This window comes from Microcystis sp. M_QC_C_20170808_M3Col, from assembly GCF_007095505.1.
Taxonomy (GTDB): Bacteria; Cyanobacteriota; Cyanobacteriia; order Cyanobacteriales; family Microcystaceae; genus Microcystis.
The window spans coordinates 1-16,242 of record NZ_SFBY01000313.1; the positions used below are offsets into that span (position 1 = coordinate 1).

The following is a 16,242-nucleotide window of genomic DNA, read 5'->3' on the forward strand; positions in this document are numbered from 1 at the left end:
ACCAAGCTCGTTCAGCAGATGCTTGTCTAGCCGTAGAATTTAGAGTATCGACAAACTTGAACTGTTTGGCGAGAACTGCACAATATTTATTGAGAGAATATTTATCGATTTTGTCTTCTTTCTTAGCATCCATCCAAAGCCTTAAAGCCTTATTACGGATGAATTGTACTGTACGAATAGCCTCATCAATGGCAGAACACTGACTTGGTTTGACCACTGCTTTCATTTCTAAGACAATCATTGCTTATCGACCTCAAACAACCTATTTTATCTTAACCTATACAGCATAGATTGTCAAGATTTTAGTCGTGCTTCGCTGTTTTATATTGGCTGGGGTTTCATCCCGTCGCGCTAAAAGCGAGGATCTTGACTCCGACATTTGAGATAAACTGCGCCACCATGCCCAGAGGAAAAATACCAGCAGCTTGGTTTTGGGTTCCCCTTTCTATTTTAAGGACTCCCTGTACAAAAAAATTTTTTCTCGAAAGGTAAGCTGCCCGCGCATTTAAATTGCTTGTTGAGATGAGGCACTCAGGCAACAGCCGAACCGCAAAAGAGGGAATAAATAGGGCTTGCTGAATAATGGTAAAACCCTTTTAAAATAAAGCTTTTGACCTGTTAAAGTCCGATGTTAGTGCAAGAAAATAGGATTGGGACTTTCAAAAACCTTGCATTATCCTTCTTAACTCCTGACTCCTGACTCCTGACTCCTACCACCACCGAAAAACTTTTTCAGCAGACCCTAGTATAACCCCTAGATTAATACACTTGTACTATAGTTGGCTCAAAAAAATTCCGTAAAAGGTCAAGAGAGCAAAAGAGCAAAGAGTCAAAGCCCTGGGGAGACACACGCAACCCGAAAACCGAAGTAGTTGTAGTGGCTGACGGGGTTGCTCCCGGAGCGGACGGCAGAACGACAGAGATAAGGGCTGAAGTACCAAGAACCGCCGCGCAGTACACGGTATCGCTTATATGTCAAGAGTTCTTTTGTACTAATTAATAGGCTTTGATAACGATTATCATTATTGTCTTCGTCCCAAACGCTTCCGTCTCTGGGCGGCTCACCTTGATAATTCTCGTGCCACGGATCTAAACACCATTCCCAGACATTGCCGTGCATATCGTACAGCCCGAAGGCATTGGGGGGAAACTGTCCCACGGGGGTCGTTTGTCCTCGATATTCTCCCTTTGGTTCGTCAGCGTAGGTATAGCCAGCATTGTAGTTGGCCAATTCTCCGGTAATGGTTTCCCCAAAGTGAAATGGGGTGGTTGTCCCGGCACGACAGGCATATTCCCACTCCGCTTCGCTGGGAAGTCGGTATTCTTTCCCTGTCAATTTCGATAATCTCGCGCAAAATTCGACGGCATCATACCAGTTGACTTTTTCTACGGGTCTATCCCAGCGCGTCGGTGATCCCCCCCTAGCTCCTTCAAAAGGGGGGGAATCGGAAGCCTCCCTTTCTAAGGGGGGTTTGGGGGGATCTTTAAAGTAGGAGGGATCAGGGTTAAGATTTCGTTCTACTTTTAAAGTGGGCGATCCCCCCCTAGCCCCCCCTTCAAAAGGGGGGGAATCGGAAGCCTCGCTTTTTAAGGAGGGTTTGGGGGGATCTTTAAAGTAGGAGGGATCAGGGTCAAGGTCTTTTTCTACTTTTAAGTCGGTACGGGAGGCAACTGCTCTCCACTGGGCCTGGGTAATCGGGGTTTGACTCATGTAGAAAGCGGGGACTTTGACTAGGTGTTGTGGTCTTTCCCTTCTATATCCTTCCCAACCAAATTTTTTCACCAGTCTTTCGATTTCCTCGTCTTCCGTTCCCATCGTGAATTCTCCTTGGGGAATATACATCATGGGGATATAGTTTTGAGCTTCTTTCCGGTTGCCAACTTCTGCAAGGTTTTCATCGTAAAAATAGGCTTTAACAGGTTTCCTCTCGATAACTTTGCCTTTTTCATTAACCAATACCGTTTCTGCGGTAAAAAGGAAAAGGTTTTCATTGTAGGGAACAATATCGGCTACTTTGTCTATTAAATGTTTTTGTCGGGTTCCTTCGTCTTCCGGGCTTAAATCCCCTCTAGAATAGGCGGCAATCGGTTCATTAAGCAATAACAAGGGTTCATAATCGGCTAAAGCAGCGGATATATTTTCTAATAAAGCTGTCAATCTAACAAGACGCACTCGGTTATTATTTTTGATAGCTTCTGCTAGTAACTGTTTGATTTCATTGACCGCTTGACTAGGTTTTAGGTAGGCAAGAGCTAACCATTGTTGATTTTGCCAATAAACCGTTTTTGAGCAACGATCACCGATTTGTTCCTGAATATAGGTTTGTAACTGATAGGCCAGAGATTTGAGTTCCTCTGGGGTTAATTTTTTTAATAGTAGTTTACGAATATCGGGGGACATTTCATAGAGTTCTCGATCTATTTTGCGGACTAAACTGGAGAGTAAAATATCAGCGATCACATACCAAGGAGCTTGATTATTTTTATCTTGATGTTGACGCAGATAATAAAGTAAATTAGGGGATAAACTAAGGGGAAAGGCGGCTCTTTTCGCTAGTTCTCTGGTGTTTAGTTCGTTTTCTTTTTCAAATAATCTTAAACAGCTTTCTGCGCTAAAAAAATCTTCATCGTCATCCCAATTATCCCCTTGTTGAAATTGAGCGAGATCAAATTGAAAATGACGGGGTGGGATAGGTTCTTCTTTTAGCCATGTTATCAAGTTTTCCCAATCCTCTGTGGTTAGTTCAAACATGGAAAAATTGGGTATATCTTCAGCTAAATCAGCAATATCGATCGCAGTTGTCCCATACCATCGATGATAGGGTAAGGGGTTTAACCATGCGACTCGGCTAAATCTTCGGCTAAATCGTCGGATAAGGGTTTCTGTTGCGCTCAAGCGCTTTTCTACATAACGTTTTCTAGCAGCACCCGCATCACTAAGAATTAGACAACTGGTTACTTCAGGAGAATAGTTAGAGAGAACTTTGGTTAAAGATTGACTTTCCCAACCATTTTCTTGTCGTAAAACCTCCTCTCTAATCAGATTATCAAAGTAAAAATGGGGAACATTTTCCCAGGTTTGTTTCATTATTCGTCCAAATCCCGCAAAGGGAATCATGGAGTCAGAACAATCAATAAAAATAATAATTTCTCGGCGATAAAGTTGTTTCTTTTGGTAAATTATTTGGTCAAAAAAACCTTGTTTAGCTGTTGCAATCACCGTAGCTTTTAGATCCCAAGTCTGTCGAGGACTTTCTAAGGGTAATGGACGCAGTTGCTGCCAACTTTCTTGTAATTTAGCGATGCCAATAGGATAATAATCAGGATTATCTAGGGAGGTGATTTTTTTTCGCTTTTCAATAGCTGTGGCAATTTGTGGAAATGGAGTCTCAGGAGGTAAAGGTGCATCCCCAGAAGGGGTAATAAATGCTAATGAGGGAGATTCCCTATCATCCATCGGGTCTATTATTTTGCTAATCGATTCTTCTGGATGGCGAATAGGCGTTTTTTTGGGTATTTCTATATTTATTTCCGGTTGGAATTGTAGCATCTCTGTCCAGGCCTGATCAAACTTTTGTTTTTCTTCTGGAGATTTAACCCATAAAGCTTGACAAAGAAGTTTAATTTTAGGATTCTCTAAGTTGGGATTCTCTTGAATAGCAATATCAGAATCATTGGCGAGTTTTTGAATCAGGTAATTTTCCACCCGATAATATTGTTCAATAGACAGCGGAAATCCTTCTTCATTTCTGAGTTGATAAAATAGGTCAAGTAGGGGGGATGTCATTGGCTCTTTTAACCTCTTGTTCCATAATCTTGTAAATCAGTACGGCTTTTTAGTAAAATACTAGCGTGGGGTAATTTGTCCTGGTTTAATTTGGCGATAATTTCTTCAGGTTTGTACTTGAGTAACGATTTAAACCAGGCTATTAATTCACTTGTGCTAACTTTTTTTTCTCCTTCAGATTTAGTCTCGTCTTGTGATGTTCTCACTTCCTGAAAACGGTCCACTGCTTTGATGATAACATCTTGTTCAGCGTCGGTAAACCGTTCGGTTAATATTTTTCTTAATCTTTCTTGGTTGGGAAGCTCAATATAGTGATAAATGCAACGTCTCAGAAAAGCATTGGGTAAGTTTTTTTCTTGATTACTGGTAATTATAATCAGAGGAAAAGCTTGCTCATTTGCTGGAATTAAATCTCTTGTTTCTTTAATGAAAAAACGACGAGATTCAATGGCTAAAAGTAAATCATTAGGAAAATCTCGATCTGCTTTATCTATTTCATCAATTAATACTACCGATTGTTCTTCCTCATCTCGACTTTGTTTAAATGCTTTACCCAAGGCTTGTAAATCAACCCAATCTTTTGAAATAGCTGGATTTTTTTGCTCAGAAGAAGATTCTCCTGTTCCTTTTTGACTTAAAATTCCGCTAATTTGAGCAGCTTGTAAACGGCCAATATAATCATATTGATAGAGACTATCTTCCGCTTTACTTGTGGATTGAACTGTCCACTCATAATATTTTATAGGATTATTTTCCTGGCGATAATTAAATTCATAAACTAAGGCATGAGCTAGACGACTTTTGCCACATCCAGGCTCACCTTCTAGTAACAAAGGCATTCCCAATTCAATAGCCAAGTTAACAACTTCTATTAACTCATCACCTGCGTCATAGGGATAAATTTTTTGTTGAATCGGTTCATAATAAAGATCCGATTTGGGTTGAATTTTTCCCGTGTAGGTTAAGGATAGTTTTGCCATCTATTTTCCCTCGATAATTGTCCTTTAAATTGTTGATAAAAAGCTTTCAGTGTGTCTTCTATGTTGCCTTGATTGCTATTTTCCCATAATTTCTGCAAGGTATCTGCAAATAATTCTGTGGTTTCATCCTGTAAGTCACAACCCAACTGAAGTTGTTGAGCAAAAGTAGGAATAATTTCCTGAAAAGACCGTTGTTCAAAGCGAGAGTCAATCTGTAAGCGGTGAATAGGACTTAATTCTGATAATTTGTCCTTATCTCTCCAATCATTACTTTTTCCATAATCTAACCAAATCATTAATAAAAAGCCTTTAATGGGACCATTTGATATTTTACGAGCGTTGGTAATTAAGTTTTGCCAAAACGAATAAATGTCCTTTAAACGGCAAAAGTCTGCATGATCAATTCCTTCAAAAATCAAACAAAAATTATGAGCCTTTAAATTTTTAATTCCTCCAGAATTATCTAAAAAATGTTCATGAAGACTATAGTTATCCCATTCTTCCTGACCATCTCCTTGAAACTTAAAAATAATGGTTTTAACGGGCAAATTATTAGTGATAAAAATTTGTTTTTCTAAACGACGCAAACACAAAACACGATATTGATGAGGACAAGGGGGAATATAAATACTGCCTTCTCGTAAAGGTTTAGCAGCTATTAAACCAGTAAACTTTACTACATTATTGTAATTAAATTCTGTTAAAACACGATAAATCTTCTCATTATTTGTTTGTTGATTTTTTAGGTTTTGAGTAAGTTGACAACATTGTAAACTGTCAAAATCTAGTTTTAATACTTCACAATAAGCTTGAACAATATAAGACTGTTTAGAGGTTTTTTGCCCTTTTTTTCCTAGTCCATATTTTTTTTCAGTACAAAACCGCAAACTATCTGTAGATATGCCAATTACCTTTAAAATAGACGAATCTAATAAATCATTAATATCTGCTAAGGTTAAATGAATTAAATTATCATTAATATCTTCAATTCTGGGTTTATTTATTTTATTTTGAGTAATGTATGCGCTTTTCTTCTGATTTTCAAATCTTTTAAAATCAGATTCATTTTGTAAGTACAATTTCTTCTTATTTGGTTCTAAAACCTCTTTAGTTGTTCCGGATTGTGGCGATGGTGTCATCCAAGCTTTCAAGACATTTAATGGAATGGTATAACTGGAAGTTTCTGTTTGACTACGGTATTCTTCGAGAAATGCCTCAAGTAACCATCGACTTGCTTCTATTAATATTTGCTCTGTTTTCTCTGAAGCACAAGAAAAGTTTCCCTGATAAGCATCTTTAGCCTTACGAAGGGTTTCTACATCTTCATCCGATAATCTGATTTCGCCAGACCTTAACATAAATCTCGTCAAACGTCAACCTACGATCTGATCCACTTTTTGATCCCCTTTTGCCAGCATTTGCTTAAAGCATTTTAATCAACTTGTCCTCAAAAAACAAGCCATAAGGCGAAAGGAGCAAAATCTATGAATTTCTGGCAAAAACATAAAGCGGACATTGACTTGATTTGCCGCATCATCACCACTTTAACTGCCTTGGCTAGTTTGGGTGTTCAGGTGGGGGAGTTAAAGATTCCCCAAAGCGAGATTCCCCCTATCAATGAGGTTGAGGTGGAATTAAATATAAGATGAACGTAGGTTGGGTTGAAGTATGAAACCCAACCCCCGCATGGGTTACGCTACCGCTAACCCATCCTACAAATAATTGTGCCTCCCTACTTAGTAGGTTGATTCATGAATCAACCTACCTGCTCCCTAGGAGGGAGATTTAGCGATCGACTGACCCCATAATAATATCAATACTGCCTAAAATCGCCATAATATCGGCAACTTTTACCCCTTTGAGGATATGAGGCAGAATTTGAAGATTATTAAAATCGGCGGCCCGAATTTTCCAACGCCAAGGGAAAACATCATCATTACCGACGATAAAGATACCTAATTCCCCTTTACCACTTTCCAAACGCACATAATGTTCACCTTTAGGAATCTTAAAAGTGGGGGCGACTTTTTTGGCGATATATTGATAGTCAAAATCATTCCAAGCTGATTTTTTCCCTTCTGCCATCCGTTTCGCTTCCAGATTTTCGTAGGGACCACCGGGTAAACCTTTCAGTGCTTGCCGGATAATTTTCACCGATTCGCGCATTTCCCGAATCCGCACCAGATAACGAGCAAAACAATCGCCGGCGGTTTCCCAATGCACTTCCCAGTCAAAATCGTCGTAACACTCGTAATGGTCAACTTTTCTTAAATCCCATTTCACCCCGGAAGCGCGCAACATCGGACCGGATAAACCCCAGTTAATCGCTTCGTCTCTGGTAATGCAGCCTATCCCTTCAATACGACGGCGGAAAATCGGGTTATTAGTGATTAATTTCTCGTATTCGTCCACTTTTGGCTCAAAATAGTCACAGAAATCCGCGCACTTATCCACCCATCCGTAGGGTAAATCCACCGCCACGCCACCAATGCGGAAATAATTGTTATTAATTAACCGCATTCCCGTCGCAGCTTCCCAGAGGTCATAAATCATCTCCCGTTCTCGGAAAATGTAGAAAAAGGGAGTTTGTGCGCCTACATCCGCCATAAAGGGGCCTAACCAGAGTAAATGGTTAGCGATGCGGTTGAGTTCCAACATAATCACCCGGATATATTGCGCTCGTTTAGGAACGGCGATATCGGCTAATTTTTCGGGAGCATTGACCGTAATTGCCTCATTAAACATCCCTGCGGCGTAATCCCAACGACTAACGTAGGGAACGTACATGACATTGGTGCGATTTTCGGCAATTTTTTCCATGCCCCGATGAAGATAACCGATTACGGGTTCACAGTCAATCACGTCTTCCCCGTCAAGGGTGACGATTAAGCGCAAAACTCCGTGCATCGAAGGGTGATGGGGTCCCATGTTTAAAACCATGGGTTCTGTTCTCGTTTCAATTTTTGCCATAGGGCTACCGATGATCCCGAAAATCTTTTTAAAGTTATTATAAGTAAACGCTTCGACAATACACAAGGACTATCGGGTATCAGTGATCAGTGATCAGTAATCAGTAATCAGTAATCAGTGATCAGTAATCAGTAATCAGTAATCAGTAGTCAGTCCCGATGAAAAAATTTTCACCCCCAAAGATGAAAGAGGTTTCCTTCCCTACACCCCACACCCCACACCCTACACCCTCTTTCAAGTCAGGAGATTATTTTTATTTATTCTTCCCACTTCCCCACTTCCCCACTTCCCCATTTCCCCATTTCCCCATTTCCCCACTTCCCCATTTCCCCACTTCCCCATTTCCCCACTTCCCCATTTCCCCATTTCCCCATTTCCCCATTTCCCCACTTCCCCACTTCCCCACACCCTACACCCCACACCCCACTTCACCACTCGATCGAGTACAATAGAGTGTTCAGCAAAAGCGATCGGTTATTAGCTTTGATTAGTCCTTCGGTAAGAGTTATAGACCAGAGAAAAGAGCCATTAAGAGCGGCAATCAGCCGAAAAAGCTCAAAAACTGAATTTTAGGCTGAAGGCTGACCTTAGCTTGCTGAAAGCTGAATCCCGTTGATAATTTTTTTACTTGAATCACCGTGGTTATCCAAATCGACTCAACTCAAAACTACGAAACCAAAACCCAAGAGATCGCTAGACAACTTTTAGCCGAAACTCGCGAAAAAAAAGGTCTTTGGTCTGCTTTACAGGATCAAATGCGTTGGGATGATAAATTACTCGATTGGGCAATGTCTAACCCCAATTTACGAGTACAATTATTCCGTTTTATTGACTGTTTACCCGCTTTACGCAGTAATGCCGAGATCGCTAATCATCTGCAACAATACCTCGGTGATGCTTCCGTAGAACTGCCCAGTGCGCTGAAAAATATCCTCAACTTTAGTGATCCTAACTCCCTACCCGCTCAAACGGCCGCCAGTCTGATCAGTAAATCCGTAGAAACTTTAGCTCGTAAGTATATCGCCGGGGAAGACCTAGAGCAAATTACTCGCACTGTCACCCGTCTGCGGAAGGAAAAAATGGCTTTTACCATAGATCTCCTCGGTGAAGCGGTAATTACTGAAGCGGAAACCCAAGTTTATCTACAAAGTTATCTCGATTTAATGACCCATTTGGCTCAAGAAGCAACCAAATGGAATAAAGTTAGCCAAATTGATCAAGCGGACGGCGAATTACTACCACAAGTGCAGGTTTCTGTCAAGCTAACTGCCTTTTATTCTCAGTTTGATCCCATGGATCCGATTGGCAGTAAAGAGAAAGTTTGCGATCGCATTCGCCTACTATTGCGACGCGCTCAGGAGTTAGGGGTGGCAGTCCATTTTGATATGGAACAGTACGTTTATAAAAACCTCACCCTGGCTATCCTGAAAGAATTACTCCTAGAAGAAGAATTTCGCAGTCGTACCGATATTGGCATCACTCTACAGGCATATTTAAGAGATTCTGCCCAAGATTTACAAGATTTAATTAATTGGGCGAAAAAGCGCGGTTATCCCGTTACTGTCCGGCTAGTCAAAGGCGCTTACTGGGATCAGGAAACGATTAAATCTCGCCAAAATCATTGGTCACAGCCGGTATATAACGAAAAATCGGCCACCGATGCCAATTATGAACGGATGACGCGGTTATTATTGGAAAATCATCAATATTTATCCGCTGCTATCGGTAGTCATAACGTGCGATCGCAAGCCTTAGCCTGTGCGATCGCAGAAAGTTTAGAAATTCCCCGTCGTCGCTTTGAAATGCAGGTATTGTACGGCATGGGCGACCAATTAGCCAAAGCGTTAGTGAAGCGGGGTCATCGGGTGCGGGTTTATTCCCCCTACGGACAACTCTTACCCGGTATGGCCTACCTAATCCGCCGTTTATTAGAAAATACCGCTAATAGTTCCTTCCTGCGGCAAAATTTGGAGGATCGTCCCGTGGAAGATTTAATCGCAGCCCCCCGGGTTTTAGGCAATGATAACCCGATTATCCCCGGTTTTCCTAATGCCCCTGATACAGATTATGCCAACGAGCAATTGCGAAATAAAGCGAATCAAGCCCTTACTTTTGTCAAAAATTCCCTCGGTAAGACCTATTTACCCCTAATTAACGGTGAATACGTCACCACCAATGTTCAAATTAATTCCGTTAATCCCTGTAACCCGCAGGAAATAGTGGGTAAAGTGGGCTTAATTGAGGTGGAACAGGCAGAAAAAGCAATAATAGCGGCGAAACAGGCTTTTCCCGCTTGGAAACGCACTCCAGTGGCTAAAAGAGCCGAAATACTGCGAAAAGCGGCAGATTTGATGGAAGCGCGACGACACGAGTTATCGGCCTGGATTTGTTTAGAAGTGGGCAAAGTTATCCAACAGGCGGATCCGGAAGTGTCAGAAGCGATCGATTTTTGCCGTTATTATGCTTCCGAGATGGAAAGACTGGATTTAGGGCATAATTTCGACGTAGCAGGCGAGAATAATCGTTATTTCTACCAACCCCGGGGTATTGCTTTAGTGATTTCTCCCTGGAATTTCCCCCTAGCGATCGCAGTGGGGATGACAGTAGCAGCTTTAGTAGCAGGTAACTGCACGCTATTGAAACCAGCCGAGACTTCTTCGGTGATTACGGCGAAATTTGCCGAGATTCTCCTAGAAGCGGGTATTCCTGCTGGAGTCTTCCAATATATCCCGGGTAAAGGTTCGCAAGTGGGGGCGCATTTAGTCAGCCATCCCGATGTTCACCTAATCGCCTTCACCGGTTCACGAGAAGTGGGCTGTCGCATCTATACAGATGCCTCTATCGTGCAAAAGGGTCAAAAACACCTAAAACGAGTTATCGCCGAAATGGGCGGCAAAAATGCCCTAATCGTCGATGAGAGTGCCGATTTAGATCAGGCCGTTGTCGGTGCGGTTAAGTCCGCTTTTGGCTACACCGGCCAGAAATGTTCCGCCTGTTCGCGGATAATTGTTCTGGAAAGCGTCTATGATAGCTTTGTTGATCGCTTTGTCGAGGCTACCAACTCCCTCAATATCGGGCCGACGGATTTACCGAGTACGGAAGTAGGACCGGTTATCGACGAGAAAGCTCAAGCAAGAATTCGGGAATATATCGAAACTGGTAAAAAAGAGGCAGAATTGGCCCTAGAAATGCCAATTCCAGAAGTGGGTTATTTCGTCAGTCCCACCGTCTTTAAGAATGTTCCCCCCGATGCGGTAATAGCGATGGAGGAGATTTTTGGTCCAGTGGTGGCGATTATCAAAGTGAGCAATTTCGAGGAAGCTTTAGCTGTGGCTAACGGAACCGACTATGCTTTAACTGGTGGCTTATATTCTCGCACTCCTGCCCATATTAACCGAGCTATGCAGGAATTTGAAGTGGGAAACCTCTATATTAACCGGGGAATCACCGGCGCGATTGTTTCCCGTCAACCCTTCGGGGGTTTCAAGATGTCGGGGGTGGGTTCCAAGGCAGGGGGTCCGGATTATCTCTTGCAATTCCTCGAACCTCGTCACATCAGCGAGAATATTCAACGTCAGGGATTTGCACCGATTGAAGGGGCCGATTAGGTGATTTATAGCTAGGGTTTGCTGAAAAAGTTTGTTGGTGGGGTTAGGAGTCAGGAGTCAGTATTCAGGAGACAGGAGATAGGGTTTTGGGGTGATAGGGTGATGAGACAACTTCCCCATCTTCCCCATCTCCCCCATCTCCCCCATCTCCCCCATCTCCCCCATCTCCCCACTGTCCTAGACTTTTTAAACAGGATTTACTATGACAGGGGACTCCCCAACTGTTGTCTTTCTTACCCAATTTCTTGGCTGTCAACCTACTGCTATATACTTAAGTTGACAATTGCGTCAGCTTATCAAGAAAAGACTATGACGATTGAAACCATTGCCACAAAACCCTTTAGTGACCAGAAACCGGGGACTTCCGGACTGCGAAAATCCGTTCCTGTTTTTCAACAACCCCATTATCTGGAAAATTTTATTCAAGCTATCTTCAATACTTTAGACGGTATCGAGGGTCAAACCCTAGTTGTCGGTGGAGATGGTCGTTATTATAACCGTCAAGCTATTCAAACTATCCTGAAAATCGCCGCTGCTAACGGTATCGGTAGAATCCTCGTGGGAACCGATGGTATTGTCTCTACTCCCGCTATTTCTGGGTTAATTCGCGAAAATAACGCTTTTGGCGGTATTGTTCTCTCCGCTAGTCATAACCCCGGCGGTCCAGAGGGGGATTTTGGCATTAAGTACAATATTACTAACGGCGGACCGGCCCCGGAAAATATCACCGATGCAATTTATGCCGAGACTAAGGTGATTAGCAGTTATAAAATCCTCTCAGGGGCCGATATTAACCTCGATCGCCCCAGTTCCTTTAAACTGGGAACTATGGATGTGGAAGTGATCGATGCGGTCACTCCCTACGTCAAAATGATGGAAAAGATTTTTGATTTCGATCGCATTCAGGCCCTACTCACTTCTGGTAAGTTTAAAATGTGCATGGATTCTCTCCATGCGGTGACGGGTCCCTACGCTTATGCTCTATTTGAACAGCGTTTAGGCGCGCCCAAGGGTACAGTATTAAATGGTATTCCCTTAGAGGATTTTGGTGGTGGTCATCCCGATCCTAACCTAGTCTATGCCCATGATCTGGTAGAAATTCTCTTTGGTCAAGAGGCTCCGGATTTTGGGGCTGCTTCCGATGGAGATGGCGATCGCAATATGATCCTCGGTCAGAATTTTTTTGTCACCCCCAGTGATAGTTTAGCTGTACTAACTGCTAACGCTCATCTAGTACCGGGCTATCAAAATGGTATCACGGGAGTGGCGCGATCGATGCCCACCAGTGCGGCGGCCGATCGAGTAGCGGCTAAACTGGGAATTGACTGTTATGAAACTCCCACCGGTTGGAAATTCTTCGGTAATTTGCTGGATGCGGGGAAAGCAACCCTTTGCGGGGAGGAAAGTTTCGGCACGGGTTCCAATCATATTCGCGAAAAAGATGGTTTATGGGCGGTTCTTTTCTGGTTAAATATTTTGGCAGTTAAAGGGGAATCTGTAGAGAAAATTGTTCGCAGTCATTGGCAAGAATTCGGTCGTAATTTCTATTCTCGTCATGATTATGAAGAAGTCGCCTTGGAACCGGCAAAAGAGATGATGGCACGTCTCCAGAAGTTGGTTTTAGACCTTAAGGGTAAACAATTTGGTAACTATGAAGTGGAATATGCCGATGATTTTAGCTATACGGATCCCGTGGATGGTAGTGTGAGTAAAAATCAAGGTATTCGCATTGGTTTTACTGATGGTTCTCGGATTATTTTCCGTCTATCGGGGACGGGAACTAAAGGAGCAACTCTCCGGGTTTATCTAGAAAGTTATGAACCGGACGCGAGTAAACACGATATCGACACCCAAAAGGCCCTACAACCCTTAATTGATTTAGCCGAAGAAATCGGTCAAATTCGTCAATCTACTGGACGGGAACAACCCACGGTTATTACCTAAAATCTAGGGATCAGCTATCAGTTTTTATCGGGTAATTTTTTGACCTGCTGACCACTGATAGCCCCTCCTTAATTACTTTCAGTAATTGCTTTGTGGTACAATTTCTGAATTCCCGTCACTAATTTATCTAACATCGATCGATGGCTATCATGAGTCGGATCAAAACTCTGAACTTTAGTTAATAATTTCGCTTCCTGTACGTCCACGTCGTCATCGCTATAGATTAAAGTGCTAATCGATGCTAGTAGATCTTGATAGATTTCTGGACTAGGATTATCGCCTAAATAGGACTCTAACCATCGATAACATTCACTGGTTTTAACTGGTTTCAGTTCCGATAATAGTGGTTTAATCTCTGGATCATCATCAAGTTTTTCCCTGACAGCTACCTGTCGTAAATAATTTCTTTCTGATGGTTGAATCACACCATCAATCCAAGCAACACCGATGAGAATTTTCAGTAATTGTTTATTTTTCATTTCACACTTCCTTGACTAACTTAGCCATAAAAAAACCGTCTTGATTATGTCGATGGGGTAACACTTCGATCGCTCCCGTTTCTGTATAGTATTCTGAGAAAGATGAATTAGAGTCGGGAGTGGCCATTTTCCAATCGGGATGAGCGGCTAAAAACTGCTCGATCACTCCTTCATTTTCTAACGGATTTAAAGTACAGGTGGCATAAACTAAGATTCCCTTCGGTTTTACCCAAGTGGCAGCCGAGGCTAAAAGTTCCCCCTGTCGTTTAGCTAGTACAGGTAAATTTTCGGGTGTTTGTCGCCAACGTATATCAGGACGCTTGTGCAGGGTTCCCAATCCTGAACAGGGAGCATCGATTAGTACACGATCGGCGATGCCGCACCACTGGGGACGATCGCGACTATCCCCTAGATGTACTTCGATCGCTTTTAAGTCTAATCTTTTAATATTGGCTTCTAACTGTCGTAAACGGGATGCCGTTTGATCACAGGCTAATATTCTACCCCGATCGCCCATTAATTCGGCGATATGAGTGGTTTTTCCCCCTGGTGCCGCACAAGCGTCGATAATTGTCTCTCCGGGCTGGGGATCGAGTAGATAAGTGACTAATTGGGCGCTAATATCCTGTAGGGTGTAATTTCCGGCTCGAAATCCCTCTAAACGCTCAATATTGCCTAAACCAGAGGTTAAACGGCAAGCTAGAGGTAACTTAAGATGATTAAAAGTTATATTGGCTGATTCTAACTCATTTTCTAGGGCTTCTAGGCTAGTTTTCAGGGGATTAATCCGAATATCAAGGTCAGGAGAGCGATTAAACCATTGACAAAGTTGTTCCGTTTCCGCAACACTAAAGCGATCTAACCACAATTGCACCAACCAATCGGGGAAACTGTGGAGAATACCCAATCTAGAAGCGGTATTTTCCGGTAAAAGTAAAGGATCGTCGCCATTAGCAGTTAAACGGAGATATTGCCGCAGCATTCCGTTAACCACCGCCGCTAATTTGCCTAAATGACTGATTTTAGTTAATTCTACCGCCGTATTCACCGCCGCTGATGGGGGAATCTGGGATAGATAACGCAGTTGATAAAGACCAATATGGAGAATTCGCCGTAAATCCGGGGGTTGCTGGGCCGCGGTTTTTTTCCCCAGGCGATCGAGCAGCCCATCCAGAGTTCTTTGTCGGCGCATTATACCATAAACAATCTCCGTTGTCAAGGCTTTGTCAAGACAATTTAAGGAACTAGCGGACAAATGGCGATCAAGAGCGCGATCGGGATAGGCCGAGGAGCGATCGATATCCCGTAAAATCAGCAAAGCCAGCTGACGAGCATTATTCATGCAGTTTCTAGACGATTGCGGAGGAATTGGCGTAAAATAGTCAGCGCCGGAATCGGGATTTCGTGACCCATATTTAACTCATGATATTCAACGTTAACCCCCAAACCAAGCAGTAAATCCCTGGCTTGACGAGCTATGGCGACAGGAACGACGGTATCCTGCTTACCATGAACAATTAAGACATTTTGTGGTCCTTGGGGATGGGGTTCACCGTGCAGATAACCACTCAAGGAACCCAATCCCGCCAAGGGTAAAGATAAACCCACATCCAGCGTCATCGCTCCCCCTTGGGAAAAACCGGTCAAAAAAGTCCGCTCTAGGGGAATACCGGTAGTTGCTTCTAGGGAAATAATCCAATCGTGCAACTGTTGACGACTAGCGACTAAACCTTGATAATCGGAGGTTTCTAAAGCATACCAGGCGCGTCCCCCCGGCACTTGGGGATGATCAAAAGGAGCATTAGGAAACAAAAATTGACAATCAGCTAGATCCAGCATCGATGCAAGGGGGGCCAGATCCATGGCATCTGCACCCCAACCGTGCAGCATGATCACTAGATAGCGAGCGGGATTTTCCGGGGAAGGGGGAATGACAATCGGGTTAAAAGACAGAGTTTTTTCCTCGCAATTCTTTTTTTTCTCTATTCTATAGCGATTTTCCCGCCAGTGAGATGGGTGTTGGGGAGTCTTTTCAGTGATCACTGATTCGTAACCAGTAATCAACACTGTTCGACCGTTCCGGTTAAATAGCGGATGGTGATTCGGTAGTAAGTAGTCGGACATAAGTTTTCGCTGCTGTATAAAGTTTTGTAAATAGGGTAGAAGGCTGTATGCAGCAGCGAAAACCGCCTATTTTACATTCTTTAACATAGTGTTGTTTATTTATGTCCGACTACTTATAAGAGTATTGATGTAACAATTTTGACAATTAATAAATGAAAAAAAGTCTTTAAAAAATCCTTTTTAAAATCGGGAAATAAATGACGAATCCTAAAAGCTGAGAAATAGCTAATTCTAGTGGACTGTTTCAGCTAATTTGGTGCAATAGATTCTCCCGATTCCTCCTCCTCAAACACAGGATAAAGATGTTTCAGCTTGACCCTAGCATCGCTGGTCGTAAACGTCCATATTAC

The 16,242-nt window shown here is 42.8% G+C and carries 12 protein-coding genes and 1 pseudogene; 3 read left to right on the plus strand and 10 right to left on the minus strand.

Annotated features, from left to right (window positions below):
• The 4 genes and pseudogenes from EWV84_RS14320 to EWV84_RS14335 form a co-directional block, all read right to left on the minus strand.
• Positions 1 to 241, minus strand: a pseudogene (locus tag EWV84_RS14320) (RNA-guided endonuclease TnpB family protein); the annotation flags it as partial.
• 588 nt (positions 242 to 829) lie between these two features.
• The gene (locus EWV84_RS14325) at positions 830 to 3,787 is read right to left on the minus strand and encodes a formylglycine-generating enzyme family protein (protein ID WP_287078523.1); all 2,958 of its coding nucleotides are present in this window, start codon (positions 3,785 to 3,787) and stop codon (positions 830 to 832) included.
• Between the two features lie 8 nt (positions 3,788 to 3,795).
• Positions 3,796 to 4,767: an AAA family ATPase gene (locus EWV84_RS14330; protein ID WP_287078524.1), complete on the minus strand. Its 972-nt coding sequence runs from the start codon at positions 4,765 to 4,767 to the stop codon at positions 3,796 to 3,798.
• Complete coding sequence (locus EWV84_RS14335) at positions 4,749 to 6,125, minus strand: hypothetical protein (protein ID WP_287078525.1); 1,377 nt, start codon at positions 6,123 to 6,125, stop codon at positions 4,749 to 4,751. The genes EWV84_RS14330 and EWV84_RS14335 overlap by 19 nt, the downstream gene beginning before the upstream one ends.
• 126 nt (positions 6,126 to 6,251) lie before the next feature.
• Here EWV84_RS14335 and EWV84_RS14340 point away from each other — a divergent pair, with 126 nt between their 5' ends.
• Positions 6,252 to 6,416 carry a hypothetical protein gene (locus EWV84_RS14340; protein ID WP_287078527.1) on the plus strand — a complete coding sequence of 55 codons (165 nt, stop codon included), beginning with the start codon at positions 6,252 to 6,254 and terminating at the stop codon, positions 6,414 to 6,416.
• 136 nt (positions 6,417 to 6,552) lie between these two features.
• Here EWV84_RS14340 and EWV84_RS14345 read toward each other — a convergent pair whose 3' ends face one another.
• Together EWV84_RS14345 and EWV84_RS14350 are read right to left on the minus strand one after the other, a co-directional pair.
• Entirely contained in the window at positions 6,553 to 7,737 is a 1,185-nt protein-coding gene (locus tag EWV84_RS14345; RefSeq protein ID WP_287078528.1) for an NAD(P)H-quinone oxidoreductase subunit H, read from the minus strand.
• A 257-nt stretch (positions 7,738 to 7,994) separates the two neighbouring features.
• Complete coding sequence (locus EWV84_RS14350; protein WP_287078529.1) at positions 7,995 to 8,159, minus strand: hypothetical protein; 165 nt, start codon at positions 8,157 to 8,159, stop codon at positions 7,995 to 7,997.
• Between the two features lie 216 nt (positions 8,160 to 8,375).
• On the opposite strand from EWV84_RS14350, the gene pruA reads away from it, so the two are divergent.
• Positions 8,376 to 11,345: an L-glutamate gamma-semialdehyde dehydrogenase gene (gene pruA / locus EWV84_RS14355; protein WP_287078531.1), complete on the plus strand. Its 2,970-nt coding sequence runs from the start codon at positions 8,376 to 8,378 to the stop codon at positions 11,343 to 11,345.
• Positions 11,346 to 11,409: 64 nt separating this feature from the next.
• On the opposite strand, the gene EWV84_RS14360 is transcribed toward pruA, so the two are convergent.
• On the minus strand, positions 11,410 to 11,601 hold the full coding sequence (locus tag EWV84_RS14360) for a hypothetical protein (protein ID WP_287078532.1): 192 nt from the start codon (positions 11,599 to 11,601) through the stop codon (positions 11,410 to 11,412).
• A gap of 53 nt (positions 11,602 to 11,654) precedes the next feature.
• On the opposite strand from EWV84_RS14360, the gene EWV84_RS14365 reads away from it, so the two are divergent.
• Entirely contained in the window at positions 11,655 to 13,289 is a 1,635-nt protein-coding gene (locus EWV84_RS14365; RefSeq protein ID WP_287078533.1) for an alpha-D-glucose phosphate-specific phosphoglucomutase, read from the plus strand.
• Positions 13,290 to 13,357: 68 nt separating this feature from the next.
• Here the strand turns inward: EWV84_RS14365 and EWV84_RS14370 are convergent, their stop codons facing one another.
• Genes EWV84_RS14370 through EWV84_RS14380 form a run of 3 tightly spaced genes read right to left on the minus strand, consistent with a single transcriptional unit; the run spans position 13,358 to position 15,700 of the window.
• Complete coding sequence (locus tag EWV84_RS14370; RefSeq protein ID WP_286825365.1) at positions 13,358 to 13,768, minus strand: tellurite resistance TerB family protein; 411 nt, start codon at positions 13,766 to 13,768, stop codon at positions 13,358 to 13,360.
• A 1-nt stretch (position 13,769) separates the two neighbouring features.
• Positions 13,770 to 15,110 carry a 16S rRNA (cytosine(967)-C(5))-methyltransferase gene (locus EWV84_RS14375; protein ID WP_287078534.1) on the minus strand — a complete coding sequence of 447 codons (1,341 nt, stop codon included), beginning with the start codon at positions 15,108 to 15,110 and terminating at the stop codon, positions 13,770 to 13,772.
• On the minus strand, positions 15,107 to 15,700 hold the full coding sequence (locus EWV84_RS14380) for an alpha/beta hydrolase (protein WP_323801800.1): 594 nt from the start codon (positions 15,698 to 15,700) through the stop codon (positions 15,107 to 15,109). The genes EWV84_RS14375 and EWV84_RS14380 overlap by 4 nt, the downstream gene beginning before the upstream one ends.
• Positions 15,701 to 16,242: the final 542 nt, after the last annotated feature.